We start from the raw sequence: 17867 nt of genomic DNA, 5'->3' as shown, positions 1-17867 counted from the left end.
TCGTTTCGGGTGCCGCCGCGGGCCCGTGCAGGTCGAGCCGGGCCAGGATCGGACCCGATCAGCCGGTCGAGCGATCTCCGGAGCGATCGCCGATGCGGGCGTGCTCGAACCAGCGGACCCGCCGCTCCAGGCCTCGGGCACTGCGGCCGATAAATACGAATTCCAGCCCTCGCCGCGGCCAGACCGCCTGGCGAAGATGGCGTGCGAAGGAGGGGTTCTCGAGCTCGAGATAGACGCCTTTCGCGCTCGATTCCGGATCCCGGCGGGCATGCTCCTCCAGGGCTTGCACGGCCAGGAACAGAAGTCGGCGAACGACGAAGCCGGTGCGGAAGGGGGGCGCGATGAAGGTCCGGTAGTAGTACAGGGGTTCGCCGATATCCGGAACGACCAGGTCGATCGCCGTGCAGACGCCGGCGATCTCGCCGCCTTCGCTTCGGGCCACGGCCACGACCTGGTCCACCCGGGCCCGGGCCGCCTGTTCGTCGCGGATCGCGCCGTGGGTCTGCCAGAACGCGACGATGCGATCGCGGGTCGCGTCGTCGAGCGTCCGCCAGACGATGTCGTAATCGAAGGAGGGCATGGCGTGTTGGCCCGGTCTCGGGAAACCGGTATGGTAGCGCCCCGGTCATTGATTGGACATGCGCGGTGAGCGAATCGAGCACGGATGACGAACTGACGCCAGAGCAGCAGGCGAGGAAGGCGAAGGCGGAGGCCGAGCAGAAGCGACGGGAAGCGCTCGCGCAGCGCATCCGCGAGAACCCGGGTGAGGCGCTGAAGAGCGAATTCTCGGCCAGCTTCCTGACCCTGCTGGACAAGGGTCGGTTGAGCATCGCCGTGTCGACCTACCAGGCGGGCCAGGTGGTCCTGCTGCGCGCCGACCAGGGCAAGCTCAACACCCACTTCTGCTCCTTCAATCGCCCGATGGGCATCGCGGCAAAGGACAATCGGCTGGTCATCGGCACCAACAACGAAGTCCACGAATTCCGCAACACGCCGGCGGTCGCGCCCAAGGTCGAGCCGAAGGGCAGGCACGATGCCTGTTTCATTCCGCGCTCGATCCACTACACGGGCAACATCGACATCCACGAACTGGACTTCGCCGGCGATGAGCTCTGGATCGTCAACACGCGCTTCTCCTGCCTGTCGACGCTGGACCTCGACCACAGCTTCGTCCCGCGCTGGCGTCCGCCGTGGGTCTCGGCCTACGCGATCGAGGACCGCTGCCACCTCAACGGCCTCTGCGTCGTCGACGACCGGCCACGGTACGTGACCGCGCTCGGCCGCACGGACACCGCCGGCGGCTGGCGCGAGAACAAGAACGCCGGTGGGCTGCTCTACGACATCGTCCGCGACAAGGTGCTGGTCGAGGGGCTCTCGATGCCCCATTCGCCTCGCTGGTATCGCGACCGCGTGTGGTTTCTCGAGTCGGGCTACGGCGCGCTGTCGTGGTACGACCCGAAGACGACGAAGACCGAGCGCCTGGCGCAGATGCCCGGCTTCACCCGCGGGCTGGACTTCGTCGACAAGTACGCGATCGTCGGCCTTTCCCAGGTCCGCGAGACGAATACCTTCGAAGGAATCCCGATCACCTCCGACGGCTCGGACCGGCGCAGCGGAGTCTGGATCATCGATCTTGACACCGGCGAGACGGTCGGCCTGTTGCGATTCAGCGACGCGGTCGAGGAAATCTTCGCGGTCAAGGTGCTGCCGGGGCTGACCTTCCCCAGCCTGCTCGAGCCCGGTCACCCGCTGATCGGCAGCTCCTATGTGCTGCCGGACGAGGCCTTGAGAGAAGTCGCGCAGCCGACCGCCTAGACCCACCGGCCTCTACATCCCGCCGAAAGACCGCCTGAGCACCTGGTGAGCCTTCAAAGCTTGCAGCTCCCAAGGCCGCGGCCCCGCCCTCGGCCTTTATGGGGCTGTCGTTCGGGGTCGTTGGCCCATTCCCCTAGATGATGGACGCAAAGGCGCAAAGGAGCGAAGGGCGCGAAGAAGATCTGCATGAAAAAGTCAGAACCGTTTATGCGCCATACGACGAGCAATGCTCATGATTGAGCACTCCGAATCATTCCTTCAAAACTTCATCCCTTTGCGTTTCTTCGCTGCTTTGCGCCTTTGCGTTCATCATCTAAAGGCCGCTGGCAAGTCCGCCGAGCGAGGCCGACGTCAGAAACCGTGGACGCTGAAGCCGTCGTCGGCGGGGAGGATCTGGCCAGTGATGTAGCTGGCGGCGCGCTGCATGACCATCGGCACAAGCCGGATTCACGTCGATGGGGTAATTTTCGTCCACCTGCGGCGCTTCTGCCGCTGAACGAAATCTCAGGAGTGACCCCATGCGCAAGCACCCCCTTGCCGCCGCCCTGGCTGTGGCTCTTTCGGCCGCAGTTCTGGCCGGCTGTTCATCCGATCCCGAGCCGTCTGCGGCCCCCGAGGTGAGCGAGCCGGTCGCTGCCATCGAGCCTGCAGCGGAGTCAGCTTCCCAGCCGCAGGCCGATGCATCGGCCCGGATCGGCACCTGGGGCATCGATGTCGAGGGCATCAGCGATTCCGTGGCCCCGGGCGACGACTTCTTCGCCTACGTCAACGCAGCGTGGCTCGAGAACAACGAGATTCCGGCCGGGTTCTCGCGCTACGGTGCCTTTGCCGAACTGTCGCTCGAATCGGAAGAGCGGGTCGCGGAGATCATCGCCGAGGCTGCCGAGGCCGACGCCGACCCCGGCTCGCCGCTGCAGCAGATCGGCGCCATGCATGCCGCCTACATGAACACGGACCGGATCGAGGAGCTCGGACTGGACCCGATCCGCGACGAGCTCGACCGGCTGCTCGCACTCGACGACCACGAGGCCGTGGCCCGCTGGATGGGTCGGCTCGGCACCGCTTCGATCGTGGGCGCCTACGTCACGCTGGATTCGGGCAACCCGGAGCGCTACCTGGTCCATCTGACCCAGAGCGGGCTCGGCCTGCCCGACAAGGACTACTACGAGCGCGACGACGAGCCGTTCCCGGGCCACCGCGAGGCCTACGTCGACTACATCGCCGGCACCTTCGAGCGGGCCGGCATCGACCGTCCGCGCGAGCGCGCCGAGGCGGTGATGGCACTGGAGACGTCGATCGCCGACGCGCACTGGACCCGCACCCAGCGTCGCGATCGCGAGGCCAACTACAACCTGATGCGCGTCGACGAGCTCGAGGCCTTCGCCCCGGGCTTCGCCTGGGAGGCGTTCCTGGCCGAGCAGGGCTTCGATGCGATCGAGGAAGTCGTCGTCGGGACCGACACGGCGATCCAGGCGCTGTCGGCACTGTTCGCCGTGACTCCGGCCGAGACCTGGGCGTCGTGGCACGCCTTCCATTTCCTGAACAACACCGCACCGCTGCTCGGTGATGACTTCGCCGATGCCGCCTTCGAGCTGTACCAGAAGCGCCTCAACGGCGTCGAGGAGCAGCGTCCACGCGAGAAGCGGGCGATCCAGTTCGTCAGCGACAGGATGGGTGAGCAGGTCGGCGAGGTCTATGTGGCACGACACTTTCCGCCGGCCTCCCGCGACCAGATGCTTGAGCTGGTCGGCTATCTCCGCCGGGCCTTCGACGAGCGCCTGAATTCGCTCGACTGGATGGACGCCGAGACCCGCGAAGAGGCGCTGGCGAAGCTGGCGGCGTTCACACCGAAGATCGGCTACCCGGATCGCTGGCACGACTACAGCTCGGTCGAGATCCGCCCCGACGACCTGGTGGGCAACGCGCGGAGGCTCGGCGAGTGGTACCGGGCGGATGCCGTGGAGAAGCTCGACGAGCCGACCCGCCACTGGGAGTGGTTCATGAGCCCGCAGACGGTCAATGCCTACTACTCTTCGTCGCGCAACGAGATCGTCTTTCCGGCCGGCATCCTGCAGCCGCCGTTCTTCGATCCGAACGCCGATCCGGCGGTCAACTTCGGCGGCATCGGCGCGGTGATCGGTCACGAGATGGGCCACGGCTTCGACGACCAGGGCTCGAAGTCCGACGCCGACGGTGTGCTGCGCAACTGGTGGACCGGCGAGTCGCGCGAGCGCTTCGAGCAGCTGGCCGATCGGCTGGTCGCCCAGTACGAGCAGTACGAACCGGTCGAGGGCATGACCATCAACGGCCGCCTGACGCTGGGCGAGAACATCGGCGATCTCGGCGGCCTGGCGATTGCCTACCACGCCTACCGGATGTACGTCGACGAACACCAGGGCGGCGACGCGCCGGTGCTGGACGGCTACACCGGCGACCAGCGCTTCTTCATGGCCTGGGCCCAGGTCTGGCGGAACCTGCAGACCGACGAGTCGCGCCGTTCGCGCCTGATCAACGATTCCCACAGCCCGCCCGAGTACCGCGTCAACGGCATCGTCCGCAATATGGACGCCTGGTACGACGCCTTCGACATCGGCGAGGACGCCGAGCTCTACCTCCCGCCGGAAGAGCGCCTGAGCATCTGGTAAGGCGAACCCGCCTCTCCAGTCAAAAGGCCGCGGCCCCGCCCGCGGCCTTTTTTGTGCCTTCGTTCGGGGCGGTGGCACCTTCTTCTAGAGGATGGACGCAAAGGCGCGAAGGAGCGAAGGAACGCAAAGGGAAAGAAATTGAGAAGTGCAATTCTGAGTGTGTGGCAAAACGCGGTGATCGAGAGCCGGCGCATCCTCGGTTTCCTTCCTTCAAATCAGCACTTCTTCGTGCTCTTCGCTCCTTTGCGCCTTTGCGTCCATCATCTAGCGGCCGGGCCAACGGAGCCGAGCGAGGCCCGAATCAGAAGCCGTAGACGCTGAAGCCGCCGTCGACGGAGAGGACCTGGCCGGTGATGTAGGCGGCGCCGGGCATGCACAGGAAGGCGATGGTCGCGGCGACTTCTTCGGGGCGGCCGATGCGTTTCAGCGGGGTCCGGGCGAGCACTTCGGCGAGGTAGTCCGGGTCGGAGAGCACCTGCCCGGCCAGTGGGGTCTCGATGTACCAGGGCGCCACTGCATTGACCCGGATGCCGTCGGCAGCCCATTCGCAGGCCAGGTTGCGGGTCAGCTGGTCGAGCGCGGCCTTGCTCATGGCGTAGGCGGCGCCGGTGCGCAGGTGCGTGTGGCCGGCAACCGAGGAGACGTTGACCACGCAGCCGGCATCGGCGTGACGCAGCGGGCCGTACAGCGCGCGGGTCAGCTCGAAGGCGCCGAGCAGGTTGGTCTCCAGCACCGAGCGCACATCCTCGGACGCCAGGTCGATGGCCGCCTTGCGGATGTTGAACCCGGCATTGTTGACCAGGATGTCGAGCGTTTCGGTGGCGTCGAGCAGGCGGTCCAGGGCGTGCCGGCGGCGTTCCGGGTCGGACACGTCCCCGGGAAGCGCGTGGGCCCGGGCGCCGCGCGAGCGCAGCTCGTCGACCCGTTCGTCGAGTTCGGCCTCGCTGCGGGCCATCAACCAGACCTCCGCGCCGCGCTCGGCCAGCGTCCGCGCGGTGGCCCAGCCGATCCCGCGGCCTCCGCCGGTGATCAGGGCGCGGCGGCCGTCCAGTCGCCATCCGGTCGCTTGCATGGTCATCGCATCCTCGCTGCGGGCGACCCGGCCGCTTCGGGCGCGACACGGACGGCGAACCCGTACAATGTGCAGTCCGAACCAGAACCGGGCAGGGTAGACACAGCATCATGGTAGACCAGTATTCCGATCCGAAGGACCAGTACCCGGAAGAAACCCGCGAGTGGCTGGAATCGCTGGAAGCGGTGATCGACCGCGAGGGCGCCGAGCGCGCCCACTTCCTGCTCGACAAGCTGGTCGAACTGGCGCGCCGCTCCGGTGCCCACCTGCCGTTCGACCTGACCACCGCCTACATCAACACGATCCCGCCGGCGCGCGAGCCCAACATGCCCGGAGACGGCGCGCTGGAGCGGCGGATCCGGTCGATCATCCGCTGGAACGCCATGGCCATGGTCGTGCGCGCGGCACGGCGCGGCGGTGAGCTCGGCGGCCACATCGCCAGCTTCGCCTCGGCAGCCACGCTCTACGACGTGGGCTTCAACCATTTCTTCAAGGGACCCGACCATCCGGACGGATCCGACCTGGTCTACATCCAGGGCCATTCTTCGCCGGGCATCTACGCGCGCGCGTTCCTCGAGGGCCGCTTGAGCAAGGAGCAGCTCGACGGCTTCCGCCAGGAGGTCGACGGCGAGGGCCTGAGTTCCTATCCGCACCCGTGGTTGATGCCGGACTTCTGGCAGCTTCCGACGGTCTCGATGGGCCTGGGGCCGATCATGGCGATCTACCAGGCCCGGTTCCTCAAGTACCTGACCAACCGGCAGCTGACCGATGCCGGCAAGCGCAAGGTCTGGTGCTTCATGGGCGACGGCGAATGCGACGAGCCCGAGTCCCTGGGGGCGATCTCGCTGGCCGGGCGCGAGAAGCTCGACAACCTGATCTTCGTCGTCAACTGCAACCTGCAGCGTCTCGACGGTCCGGTCCGGGGCAACGGCAAGATCATCCAGGAGCTCGAAGGCGTGTTCCGCGGGGCCGGCTGGAACGTGATCAAGGTGATCTGGGGGTCGTACTGGGACCCGCTGCTGGCCCGCGACACGAAGGGCCTGCTGCGCAAGCGAATGGAAGAGGCGATCGACGGCGAGTACCAGAAGTACAAGGCCATGGACGGCGGCTACGTCCGCGAGCACTTCTTCGGCGCGTACGACGAGCTGAAGGAATTGGTCGCCGACATGAGCGACGAGGACATCTGGCGCCTGAACCGCGGCGGCCACGACCCGTACAAGATCCACGCGGCCTATCACGCCGCCACCCATCACGAAGGCGCGCCGACGGTCATCCTCGCCAAGACCATCAAGGGCTACGGCCTGGGCCAGTCGGGCGAGGGCATGAACATCTCGCACCAGCAGAAGAAGCTCGACGACGAGGGGGTGAAGTACTTCCGCGACCGCTTCAACGTGCCGGTCCGCGACGAGGACCTGGCCGACGTGCCGTACTACCATCCCGGTGCCGACTCCGACGAAGTCCGCTACATGAAGGAGCGCAGGAGCAAGCTGGGCGGGTTCCTGCCGCAGCGCTCCAGCGAGGCGCCGAAGCTGGAGATTCCCGACCTCGAGGCCTTCGAGACCGTGCTCAAGGGATCGGGCGATCGCGAGATCTCCACCACCATGGCCTTCGTGCGGGTCCTGGCCGTGCTGCTGCGCGACAAGAACCTGAAGGACAACGTCGTGCCGATCATCTGCGACGAGGGCCGGACCTTCGGCATGGAAGGCCTGTTCCGCCAGATCGGAATCTACGCGCCCTTCGGCCAGCTCTACGAGCCGGTCGACTCGGACCAGCTGGCGTTCTACAAGGAAGACAAGGCCGGGCAGGTGCTGCAGGAAGGCATCACGGAGGCCGGTTCGATGAGCTCCTGGATCGCAGCCGCGACCAGCTATGCGTCGAACGGCCTGCCGATGATTCCGTTCTACGCGTTCTATTCGATGTTCGGCTTCCAGCGGGTGGGCGACCTGGCCTGGGCGGCCGGCGACATGCGCGCCCGCGGCTTCCTGATCGGCGGCACCTCGGGCCGAACCACGCTCAACGGCGAAGGCCTGCAGCACGAGGACGGACACAGCCACGTGCTGGCCGGCACCATTCCGAACTGCGTGACCTACGACCCGACCTTCGGCTACGAGCTGGCCGTGATCCTGCACGACGGCCTGCGCCGCATGTACGTGGACCAGGAAGACGTCTACTACTACATCACCACGCTGAACGAGAACTACAAGCACCCGCCGATGCCGGAGGGTTGCGAGGACGGCATCCGGAAAGGCATGTACCTGTTCAGGGACGCCGGCTGGGAGAAGGGCGATCGTGAACGTCGCGCGGTGGTCCAGCTGATGGGCTCCGGCGCCATCCTCAACGAGGTGATCGCCGCGGCCGAGATCCTGGAAGAGCAGTTCAAGGTCGCGAGCGATATCTGGTCGGTCACCAGCTTCAACGAGCTGCGCAAGGAGGCGGTTGCGGTCAACCGATCCAATCGCCTGCGGCCGGAGGAGCAGGGCGAGCTGCCGTACATCAGCCAGCTGCTCATCGACCGCGAGGGGCCGGTGATCGCGGCCACGGACTACATCCGCGGCTACGCCGACCAGGTCCGGGCGTTCATTCCGCACCGCGACTACCTGGTGCTGGGCACCGACGGTTTCGGCCGGTCGGATACGCGCGAGAACCTGAGGAAGTTCTTCGAGGTCGATCGCTACCACATCGCCTACGCAGCACTTGCGGGCCTGTACCAGCGCGAGGAAATCAGCCGCTCCGAGCTCTTCGCCGCCCGCGACAAGCTCGGCATCGACCCGGAAAAGCCGCTGCCGACGTCGGTTTGACAATTTTTGCCGCAGATGAACGCGGATGGACGCGGATGAAAGGCGAGAGTCAAGGTGTAGTCAACGAACGGCGAATCTGTCGATCAAGAGCGCATGAACGGATCGGCGGGTCCTTGTTTGGGTTTCATCTGCGTTCATCTGCGTCCATCCGCGGTAAATCCAGTTCTTGAATTCGAGTAGACCATGAGCAAACGAACCGAAATTCGCGTCCCCGACATCGGCGACTTCGACAAGGTGCCGGTGATCGAAGTGCTGGTCGCCGAGGGCGACGCCATCGAGGCCGAGCAGTCGCTGGTCACGCTGGAATCGGACAAGGCGACGATGGAAGTGCCGTCGCCGGCGGCGGGCAAGCTGGTCAAGCTGTCGGTCAAGGAAGGCGACGAGGTGTCCGAAGGCGACGTGATCGGCGAAATGGAGCTCGATGACGATGCCGCGGACGAAGGCGCGGGATCGAACGACGGCGGCAACGACGAGCGCTCCGGATCGACCTCCGAGGAGCGCGAGGCCGACGATTCGGGCAGCGCGCCGGCGGCGGGCCCCGACGGCGGATCGGACGACGGATCGACCGGCGGCGACGATGGCGCCGGCGACGGCGGGTCGGAAACGATCGAGATCCGCGTACCCGATATCGGCGACTTCGACAAGGTGCCGGTGATCGAGGTGCTGGTCGAGAAGGGCGAGACGGTCGAGGCCGAGCAGTCGCTGCTGACGCTGGAATCCGACAAGGCGACCATGGACATCCCGGCGCCCGAGTCGGGCACGATCCTGGAGCTGGAGGTCGGGGTCGGCGACGAGGTGTCCGAGGGCGATGTGATCGGCCGGATGAAGGTTTCGAAGTCGAGCGGCGCCGGGGAGGACACCGGGTCCGAACGCGACGAAGCATCGGACGGTTCTTCCAGGTCGGAAGGGTCGCGTTCGGACGAATCGGCGCCGAAGGAATCGCACGCACCGAAGTCGTCCGGATCCGACGCCTCGAGCGAAGGCTCGGCGGCCGGATCGTCCGGCGACGGCGAGCTCAAGCCGCCGCCGGTGCCCTTCGCGGAGATGGGTCGCGACCCGTCGTCGATCCCGCACGCCTCGCCGGCGGTCCGCAAGCTGGCGCGCGAACTGGGGGTCGACCTCGCCGGCGTGAAGGGCAGCGGCGCCCACGGCCGGATCACCGAGTCGGACCTGAAGCAACACGTCAAGGCCACGATGCAGGGAGACGGCGGCCGCGGCACGGCGTCGTCGGGCAGCGGCCTGGCGGTCGCGGACGCGCCAAAGGTCGACTTCGCGAAGTTCGGCGAGATCGAGGAAAAGCCGCTGTCGCGGATCCAGAAGATTTCCGGCCCCAATCTCCATCGCAACTGGGTGTCGATTCCGCACGTGACCCAGTTCGACGAGGCGGACATCACCGAGATGGACGCGTTCCGCAAGGCCAGCAAGGCCGACGCGGAAGCGGCGGGCACGAAGATGACCCCGCTGGTGTTCCTGATCAAGGCCGTGGTGGCCGGCCTGAAGAAGTATCCGAAATTCAACACCTCGCTGTCGGCCGACGGCCAGTCGCTGGTCTGGAAGAAGTACTTCCATGTCGGCGTCGCCGTCGATACGCCGAACGGCCTGATGGTTCCGGTGATCCGCGACGCGGACTCTAAATCCCTGCTGGACCTGGCGCACGACCTGACCGAGCTGTCGGGCAAGGCGCGCGACGGCAAGCTGTCTCGAGACGAAATGACCGGCGGTTGCTTCTCGATCTCCAGCCTCGGCGGCATCGGTGGGACGGCATTCACGCCGATCATCAACGCGCCGGAAGTCGCGATCCTCGGGGTTTCGAAGGCCGAGACGAAGCCGGTCTGGAACGGCGAGACCTTCGAGCCGCGCCTGATGCTGCCGCTGTCCCTGTCCTACGACCACCGGGTCATCGACGGCGCCGACGCGGCCCGCTTCACCCAGTACCTGGCCCACGTCCTCGGCGATATCCGTCGTTTGATTCTTTAGAAATCGATTTTTACCGCAGATGGACGCAGATGAACGCGGATGAAAGGCAAGAGCACAACCGCCCAATGTCAGCATCGACTGCACGAATCGAAGGCGTGGGCAAGCACTGGACTGCAAGGGGTCCGGCGATTTGTTTTTGATCTTCAATCTGCGTTCATCCGCGTTCAACTGCGGTAAAGCCAGCCTTTGAATCTGAGTGAGTCATGAGCAAACGAACTGAAATCCGCGTCCCCGATATCGGCGACTTCGACAAGGTGCCGGTGATCGAGGTGCTGGTGTCCGAGGGCGACACGGTCGAGGCCGAGCAGTCGCTGCTGACGATGGAGTCGGACAAGGCGACGATGGACCTGCCCTCTCCGGCAGCCGGCAGGCTGGTCGAGCTGAAGGTGAGTGAAGGCGACGAGGTTTCCGAAGGCGACGTGATCGGCGTCCTCGAGGTCGAAGAGGCCGCGGGCGGGGAAGGCGACGATTCCGACTCGGGCCGCGAGGGCGCGAAGGCCGACGCGACGTCGGAAGAAGAATCGGCCTCGCCGAACAACGAGACCGGCGACCCGGAATCCGAATCGAAGGGCTCGTCGCCCTCAGCGACCCCGGCCAGGAAGTCTTCCGCCGCTCCCCGGTCGAGCGACGCGCCGACCGATGCCGACTTCGACCTGGTGGTGCTCGGCGCCGGCCCCGGGGGTTACACGGCCGCGTTCCGCGCCGCCGACCTTGGCCTCAAGGTTGCGCTGATCGAGCGCTACGAGTCCCTGGGCGGGGTCTGCCTGAACGTGGGCTGCATTCCGTCGAAGGCGCTGCTGCACGTCGGCCAGGTCATCGACTCGGCGGCGCACCTGGCCGAGCACGGCGTGTCCTTCGGCGAGCCGGAGATCGAACTCGACAAGCTGCGGAATTTCAAGCAGGCCACCGTCGACAAGCTGACCGGCGGCCTGGCCGGCATGGCGAAGAAGCGCAAGGTCGAGGTGATCACGGGCAGAGGCGCGTTCACCTCGTCGCACGAGATCGCCGTCGAGCACGACGGTGAATCGAGGACGGTGTCCTTCGCGCAATGCATCATCGCGGCCGGGTCGCGCGTGATGCAGATTCCCGGCATTCCCTGGGACGACGAGCGGGTGATGGACTCCACCGGTGCGCTCGAGCTGACCGATGTGCCGGAGCGCCTGCTGATCATCGGCGGCGGCATCATCGGGCTTGAAATGGCCTGCGTCTACCGCGCGCTGGGGTCGACGATCACGGTGGTCGAGATGATGGACCAGCTGATGCCGGGTGCCGACCCGGACCTGGTCAAGCCCCTGAAGCAGCATCTCGAGAAGCAGGGCGTGCAGTTCCACCTCGAGACCAAGGTCGAGGGGGTCGATGCCGGCGATTCGGCGCTGACCGCGACCTTCGATGGCGAGGACGCGCCATCGACCGCCGACTTCGACCGCGTGCTGGTCTGCGTCGGCCGCCGCCCGAACGGCGATTCGATCGGCGCCGACGAGGCCGGTGTGACCGTCACCGATCGCGGCTTCATCGAGGTCGACGGCCAGATGCGCACGAACCAGCGGCACATCTTCGCCATCGGCGACCTGGTCGGCCAGCCGATGCTGGCCCACAAGGCCAGCTACGAGGGCAAGGTCGCGGCCGAAGTCGCCGCCGGCCACAAGCGCGCCGCCGACGCCCGGACCATCCCATCGGTGGCCTACACCGATCCGGAAGTCGCCTGGGTCGGCGTGACCGAAAACCAGGCGAAGGAGCAGGGCCTGGACTTCGGCGTCGGCAAGTTCCCGTGGGCGGCCAGCGGCCGCGCGCTGGGCATGGACCGGTCCGAGGGCTTCACCAAGCTGTTGTTCGACGAGAAGAGCGGCCGGGTGATCGGCGGCGGCGTGGTCGGTTTGCACGCCGGCGACCTGATCGCCGAAATCGGATTGGCGATCGAGATGGGCGCCACGGCCGAAGACATCGGATTGACGATCCATCCGCACCCGACCCTGAGCGAATCGGTGATGATGGCCGCGGAGATGTTCGAAGGCACGATCACGGACCTGTACGCGCCGAAGAAGAAGTAGGTCCGGCACGCGCGGCGCAGGGCAGAAGATTGTCCGGGAGTGGCGGGATTGCCAGGGAGAGGCGGAGATGGGGACGAACACCGGGCAGGACCGCAAGCCGTGGCATCGGCACTTCGAGACCGTCGGCTCGATCGTTGCGATCGTGGTCGGCGTCGCGGCGCTCTACGTGAGCTGGGACCAGGGCCGGGTGATGCGGCAGGAAGTGCGTGCATCCGTCTGGCCGGCCGTTCAGACCGAAGGCTATGTCGACCGAAGTTCAGGCGATCTCGTGATCGGCCTGAAGCTGCACAACGCCGGTGTCGGTCCTGCAAGGATCGAGCGCCTGACCCTGCGCAGCGGCGACGAGATCGTGGACGACATCAGCGATCTCCTCCAGCGTATGCCCGACGGCGCGGATCGTTCGGTGCAGTACTCGACCGGGCGAATCATGGCGGCCGGTGAAACCCTGAATCCCTTCGAGCTTCGCTACCCGGCCGACTCGGCCCTGAGCGAGGTCGACGCCGTCGACCTGATGCGCTCGCTGAGCGAAGACTGGGCAACGGAAGTCTGCTACTGCTCCGTGCTCGATCAGTGCTGGGTCGGCGGCGACCGCGAGGTCGGGCAGCGCGAAGTCGAGCGCTGCGACGGCGTGCCGGCGTCGTCCCTCTGAGCCGGCCCGCCGCGGGCAGACCCGGGTCGCGGGAGGCGAAGCGTTCCAGTAGACTTCCATCGGTCCGGTTGATCGAAACGCAGGCCGGTTGCGGAGCCGCAGCCTGAACGGCCGGCATGGGCGGCAGCGGTCGTCCGGACACCGACCCCGGAGGAAGAGGCGACATCTTGAGGCACGCAGCGTTCAACTGCAGGATGGTGCTGCTCGCCGTCCTGCTGGTGGCGGCCGGGAACGCGTTCGCGCAGACCGTCGTCACTCTGCCCATGGACGGGAAGACGCTTCGGCTCCAGGACGAGGCGCTGGTCCGCGTCGACGACGGAACGCTGCGTTCCGCCGCCGATGTGCTGGCCGCCGACGGGTTCCGCCCGCTCGGCGAGTTCGAGACGCCGCCCGAGGGGCGGGTCTGGCTGCGGATTCCGCTGCAGGCCAATGCATCCGCGAGCGGCTCCTGGGTTCTCGAGGTCAAGCGACGGTACTTCCGCGTCCTCGAGCTGTACGTGCCGACGGCCGACGGCGGTCATGCCACCTACAGCAACGGCCTTGCGGACTACCGCCCGACGGAGATTCTCGCCTGGCATCTCGTCTACCCGCTGGAACTTGCGCCGGGGCAGCGGGCCGAACTCCTGATTCGTGCCGAGACGCTGCAGGGCTCGCTGGGGCCGCTCGACGTATCGGTGCAGCCCGTGACCGGATACCTGGCCGATCGTTCGACCGCGATGTGGGCCTTCGGTCTGTACTTCGGCGCGATGTTCGCGCTGGTCTTCTACAACCTCGTGCTCTACCTGAACCTGCGCACGCCCGGGCACCGGATGTACGTCCTGGCCATGACTGCAGTGCTGCTGTTCATGGGCATGGACGCCGGGCTGCTCCAGCCGCTCCTGCCCGATGGGCTTCGCGAGCGCGAGCTGCTGGTCATCGTCGTCCTGAGCTGCCTGATGATGGCGGCGACCATCCGGTTCTTCCAGGTCTTCGCCGGTGCCGAGGATCGGATTCCGAAGTACAGCAGGGCCCTGTCCGCGATCGCCCTGGTCTTCCTCGCTCTTGCGGTGGTGTCCGCCTTCGTGCCGTTGAAGGCGGCCGCCGTGTTCGGTCCCGCCTCGCAGCTGCTGAGCTCGGTGACCGTGTTCGCGTTGATCGGCGCCGCCCTGCTGGCCGGACGACGAGGTTCCAGTGCCGCGTGGATCTTTCTCGCCGCCTGGGGAGCGTTCCTGGGCGGAGGCTTCATCCGTTCGTTGATCGGCGTCGAGGCGATCCCTCGTACACCGATCGCCGAGTACGCGCTCTACGTCGGCAGTGTGCTCGAGGCGATGATTCTCGCGCTCGGGCTTTCCTACCGGGTCGGCCAGTTGCGTGAGCAGCGCATCCGCGCCGAGCACGAGCAGCACCGGGCGATGACGCTGGCCAACCAGGACTCCCTGACCGGCGCCTACAACCGACGCTTCTTCGAGAGCTATCTCGGCGCGATGATGGACGACGCCCGGCACTCCGGTATCGAGGGCGCGTTGCTGTTGCTGGACATGGATCATTTCAAGCAGATCAACGACACGCACGGACACGAAGCCGGCGACATGATGCTGCGTTCGCTGACCCGCCGATGCCTGCGCGAATTGCGCGACGGTGACGTGCTGTGCCGGCTCGGTGGCGACGAGTTCGCGATCGTGCTGCGCTCGCTCAGCGGCTCTGCCGCCGTCGAGGTCGCGCGGCGGATCCATCGTGCGGCGACGGAGCGGCCCGTCGATTACGATGGAGTCCGGATCGAGATGGCGGTCTCGATCGGCGTGCTGGCCGAGCTGGAGCAAGGACTGGACCGGTCCGAGGCGCTACGGCGCGCGGACCGCGCGCTGTATCGTGCCAAGGACGAGGGCCGCAACCGGGTCGTGCGACACGAAGACGAGTAGCGCGAGTGCGCGCAGCGGTCGATAGCAACGCAGGGGAGACTTCATGAGCGGACAGCAGCACGCCGTGCTCGACACGGCCATCATCGGGGGCGGCGTCAGCGGCCTCTACAGCGCCTGGCGACTGGCTGCCAGCGGCGTCGACGGCGCGGCCATTTCGGTGTTCGAAGGCAGCGAGCGCACCGGCGGACGGCTGTACTCGGTCTGCCTCAAGGACGAACACTCGATTCCGGCGGAGCTCGGCGGCATGTTCTTCAGCGATGCCCAGGACCTGGTCTATCGTCTCTGCAAGGACGAGCTCGGCTTCGAGGTCCAGGCCGTGACGCCCGAGGCCGACTTCGCCTGGCTGCGTGCGACGCGCTTCCGGATGGCGGACTTCGCCGAGCCGGGCGAGCTTCCCTATCGGCTGGCCGACGACGAGAAGGGCCTTCAGCCGCATGAACTCCTGCTCCTGATCGTCCGCCGCATCGCGCCGGAGATCGACCGCGTCTGGCCCTTCGACAAGAAGGCAACGATGGCCGATACGGTGGCCTACCTGCGGACCGTGGAGTTCGACGGCCGGCCGCTTCACGCCTGGGGGTTCTGGAACCTGGTCTCCCGCGTGGTCAGCAACGAGGCGCGCCTCGCCCTGGCCGACGTCGAGGGCACCTATGCCCTGTTCTCGAACTGGAACGCCCTGGACGCGGTGTTCTCGACCCTGGCCGACCTCGTCGGCAACTGGTACCGGCTGGCCGAGGGATACGAGCGGCTGCCCGAGCGCCTGCGGGCCCGCGCCGAGGACGCGGGAGTCCGGGTCGAGACCGGTGCGTTCGCCACGCGGGTCCGCGACCAGGGGGACGGCTCGAAGCGCATCGAGTTCGCCGACGGTCGCCCTCCGGTCCTGGCCCGGCGTGTGATCCTGGCGCTGCCGACCGGTGCCCTCGAGCGCCTGGAGTTCGACGCCGAACCCGCCATGCACGAGGCCCTCGCCTCGTCCTTCGGAACGTCGGCGTGCAAGATCTTCATGGTGTTCGACGAGCCGTGGTGGGAGCGGGTGCCGGACGGGCCGGGTCACATCGAGCTGGGCCATTTCTCGGCCTCGCACACGGATCTGCCGCTGCGCCAGTGTTTCTATCTGGGCCAGGACCCTGCGACGGGCGACGGCCTTCTGCTCGGCGCCTTCGGCGACGAGCGCGCCGTGTCGTTCTGGCCCCCGCTGATGCGCGAGGACGGCCGCGGCGTCGAACTGACGACTCCGCTTCCCGAGCGCGCTGCCACGGAGTTGTGCCGGCAGCTTTCCGAGATGCACGGCGTCGATGTGCCGAAGCCCGTCGACGGGATCTTCGTCGACTGGGCCGCCCCGCCGTACTACGCCGGGTGGCATGCCTGGTCTCCGGGCTGGAAGAGCTGGGAGGCGGCCGCCACGCTGCGCGGGCATGCCGGCATCCACGTCTGCGGCGAGGCCTACAGCGCTTACCAGGGCTGGGTCCAGGGTGCGTTGACCTCGGCCGAGGTGATGCTGCAGCAGGCCTTCGGGCTCGATGCGCCGGACTGGCTCGGCAACACCGACTGCCTGGCCCCGTATTCCGCTTGACCTCGAATCGACCGATTCGAATTCCCCACCACCGAGAGGAGAAGCACGATGTCGAAGGAAAACCTGAGCAAGTTCATCCGCACGATGGCCGAAGACCCGGAAACGCGCAAGCAGTTCCAGGACGACCCCGAGGCGGTCATGGAGAAGCACGACCTGGCCGAAGAACACCGCAAGATGGTGCGCGACGGTGACAAGGATGCCTTGCAGAAGGAAGCCGGCGCCGAAGACGCGCACATGAACTTCATCGTTCTTTAGCAAGCGATGTCGGGTTCCGGCGGTCGGCTCAGCGTGGTCGGAACGGGCATTCGCCTGGCCGGCCAGTTGACCGTCGAGACACGCCACCTGGTGCGCCAGGCGCACCGGGTGTTCGCGGTCATGGCCGATCCGTTCTCGCTCGGCGTGCTGCGTGATCTGAACGCCAATATCGCGTCGCTGCAGGTCCACTACTCGAAGGGCCGGCCGCGCGACGAGAGCTACGAGCGCATGGTCGACGCGATGCTCGAGCCGGTGCGCAAGGGCGAGCACGTGTGCGCCGCGTTCTACGGCCATCCGGGTGTGTTCGTCTGGCCCGCCCACGAGGCGATCCGGCGCGCCCGAGCCGAAGGCTTCGAGGCCACGATGTATCCGGGCGTATCGGCCGAGGACTGCCTGATTGCGGATCTGGGCATCGATCCGGGCGTCTCCGGCCTGCAGACCTACGAGGCCGCCGACTTTCTCGTCCACCCGCGCACGATCGATGCGCGGACGCCGCTGGTGCTGTGGCAGCTGGCCGTGCTCGGCGACCTGTCGCGCTCGACCTTCGAAACCGACCCGGCCTGGGTTCGTGCGCTGGCCCTCGTGCTGGCCGAGTCGTACCCGGCCGATCACCGCGTCATCGTCTACGAAGCCGCGGTGGGCCCCTTCGATCGAACGCGCGCCGACGAGGTTCCGCTCGATCAGCTGCATGACCTCGAATTCACCCAGGCCTCTACACTTTACGTTCCACCGATCGGCGTCCCCGAAGCCGACGAAAACCGCCTCCGCCGCCTCGGCCTCGACCCCACCGGCCGCGCCGAAGCCGCCTTCCAGAAACACCGCCGCACGAGCTGATCGCCCTCGCTCGACTGGAATGACTGGCCGGCATCAGGGCTGCGGTTCTAGAGGATAGACGCGAAGGCGCGACGGAGCGAAGAAACGCACAGAGGGGCCTGAAGCAGGACGAACGGTCCGTTCGATTCGAGCCATCGAATGCCGGGACGATGCAATGCGAATGTTTGCCAGCTGCATCTCCGCCTCCGCTCCGCGAAGCTCGTTATCGACGCTGCTCCGGTCGCGATTGTCAGCACAGTGCTGAATGGGTCTGAACGCCCGACTCGAAATCCCGAACGTAGTCCCTTCGCGTTCCTTTGCACCTTC

Annotated in this window: 12 protein-coding genes and 1 pseudogene; 11 read left to right on the top strand and 2 right to left on the bottom strand. The window is 66.7% G+C overall.

The window, feature by feature from the left end; all coding sequences use genetic code 11:
- Positions 1–58: 58 nt before the first annotated feature.
- Positions 59–580 carry a hypothetical protein gene (locus KUV67_04290; protein ID MBY6204085.1) on the bottom strand — a complete coding sequence of 174 codons (522 nt, stop codon included), beginning with the start codon at positions 578–580 and terminating at the stop codon, positions 59–61.
- 65 nt (positions 581–645) lie between these two features.
- Between KUV67_04290 and KUV67_04285 the strand changes: the two genes are divergently transcribed.
- Together KUV67_04285 and KUV67_04280 are read left to right on the top strand one after the other, a co-directional pair.
- Complete coding sequence (locus tag KUV67_04285) at positions 646–1815, top strand: TIGR03032 family protein (GenBank protein MBY6204084.1); 1170 nt, start codon at positions 646–648, stop codon at positions 1813–1815.
- A 518-nt stretch (positions 1816–2333) separates the two neighbouring features.
- Positions 2334–4460, top strand: a complete 2127-nt coding sequence (locus KUV67_04280) for a M13 family metallopeptidase (GenBank protein MBY6204083.1) — start codon at positions 2334–2336, stop codon at positions 4458–4460.
- A gap of 301 nt (positions 4461–4761) precedes the next feature.
- Here the strand turns inward: KUV67_04280 and KUV67_04275 are convergent, their stop codons facing one another.
- Positions 4762–5538, bottom strand: a complete 777-nt coding sequence (locus KUV67_04275) for an SDR family oxidoreductase (GenBank protein ID MBY6204082.1) — start codon at positions 5536–5538, stop codon at positions 4762–4764.
- Between the two features lie 104 nt (positions 5539–5642).
- Between KUV67_04275 and aceE the strand changes: the two genes are divergently transcribed.
- The 9 genes and pseudogenes from aceE (at position 5643) to KUV67_04230 (ending at position 17561) form a co-directional block, all read left to right on the top strand.
- Positions 5643–8330, top strand: a complete 2688-nt coding sequence (gene aceE, locus KUV67_04270; GenBank protein ID MBY6204081.1) for a pyruvate dehydrogenase (acetyl-transferring), homodimeric type — start codon at positions 5643–5645, stop codon at positions 8328–8330.
- A gap of 183 nt (positions 8331–8513) precedes the next feature.
- On the top strand, positions 8514–10307 hold the full coding sequence (gene aceF / locus KUV67_04265) for a dihydrolipoyllysine-residue acetyltransferase (GenBank protein ID MBY6204080.1): 1794 nt from the start codon (positions 8514–8516) through the stop codon (positions 10305–10307).
- Positions 10308–10510: 203 nt separating this feature from the next.
- A pseudogene (locus tag KUV67_04260) lies at positions 10511–10780 on the top strand (biotin/lipoyl-binding protein).
- Between the two features lie 180 nt (positions 10781–10960).
- Positions 10961–12355: a dihydrolipoyl dehydrogenase gene (lpdA, locus tag KUV67_04255; protein MBY6204079.1), complete on the top strand. Its 1395-nt coding sequence runs from the start codon at positions 10961–10963 to the stop codon at positions 12353–12355.
- Between the two features lie 67 nt (positions 12356–12422).
- On the top strand, positions 12423–13004 hold the full coding sequence (locus tag KUV67_04250) for a hypothetical protein (GenBank protein ID MBY6204078.1): 582 nt from the start codon (positions 12423–12425) through the stop codon (positions 13002–13004).
- Positions 13005–13171: 167 nt separating this feature from the next.
- Positions 13172–14902: a sensor domain-containing diguanylate cyclase gene (locus tag KUV67_04245; GenBank protein MBY6204077.1), complete on the top strand. Its 1731-nt coding sequence runs from the start codon at positions 13172–13174 to the stop codon at positions 14900–14902.
- Positions 14903–14945: 43 nt separating this feature from the next.
- A complete protein-coding gene (locus KUV67_04240; GenBank protein ID MBY6204076.1) occupies positions 14946–16472 on the top strand; it encodes an FAD-dependent oxidoreductase in 1527 nt (508 codons plus the stop codon).
- A gap of 48 nt (positions 16473–16520) precedes the next feature.
- Positions 16521–16727, top strand: coding sequence for a Nif11 family protein (locus KUV67_04235; protein ID MBY6204075.1), 207 nt, complete (start codon positions 16521–16523; stop codon positions 16725–16727).
- Between the two features lie 6 nt (positions 16728–16733).
- Entirely contained in the window at positions 16734–17561 is an 828-nt protein-coding gene (locus tag KUV67_04230) for a hypothetical protein (protein ID MBY6204074.1), read from the top strand.
- Positions 17562–17867: the final 306 nt, after the last annotated feature.

This window comes from Halomonas denitrificans, assembly GCA_019800895.1.
Classification (GTDB): Bacteria; Pseudomonadota; Gammaproteobacteria; order Xanthomonadales; family Wenzhouxiangellaceae.
Note: the sequence above shows the minus strand (reverse complement) of the source record. Positions and strands in the feature narration are given on the sequence as shown.

Coding starts and splice junctions, on each gene's coding strand:
- KUV67_04290 (MBY6204085.1), bottom strand. CDS start 580: ATGCCCTCCTTCGATTACGACATCGTCTGGCGGACGCTCGACGACGCG.
- KUV67_04280 (MBY6204083.1), top strand. CDS start 2,334: ATGCGCAAGCACCCCCTTGCCGCCGCCCTGGCTGTGGCTCTTTCGGCC.
- KUV67_04275 (MBY6204082.1), bottom strand. CDS start 5,538: ATGACCATGCAAGCGACCGGATGGCGACTGGACGGCCGCCGCGCCCTG.
- aceE (MBY6204081.1), top strand. CDS start 5,643: ATGGTAGACCAGTATTCCGATCCGAAGGACCAGTACCCGGAAGAAACC.
- aceF (MBY6204080.1), top strand. CDS start 8,514: ATGAGCAAACGAACCGAAATTCGCGTCCCCGACATCGGCGACTTCGAC.
- KUV67_04250 (MBY6204078.1), top strand. CDS start 12,423: ATGGGGACGAACACCGGGCAGGACCGCAAGCCGTGGCATCGGCACTTC.
- KUV67_04240 (MBY6204076.1), top strand. CDS start 14,946: ATGAGCGGACAGCAGCACGCCGTGCTCGACACGGCCATCATCGGGGGC.
- KUV67_04235 (MBY6204075.1), top strand. CDS start 16,521: ATGTCGAAGGAAAACCTGAGCAAGTTCATCCGCACGATGGCCGAAGAC.
- KUV67_04230 (MBY6204074.1), top strand. CDS start 16,734: ATGTCGGGTTCCGGCGGTCGGCTCAGCGTGGTCGGAACGGGCATTCGC.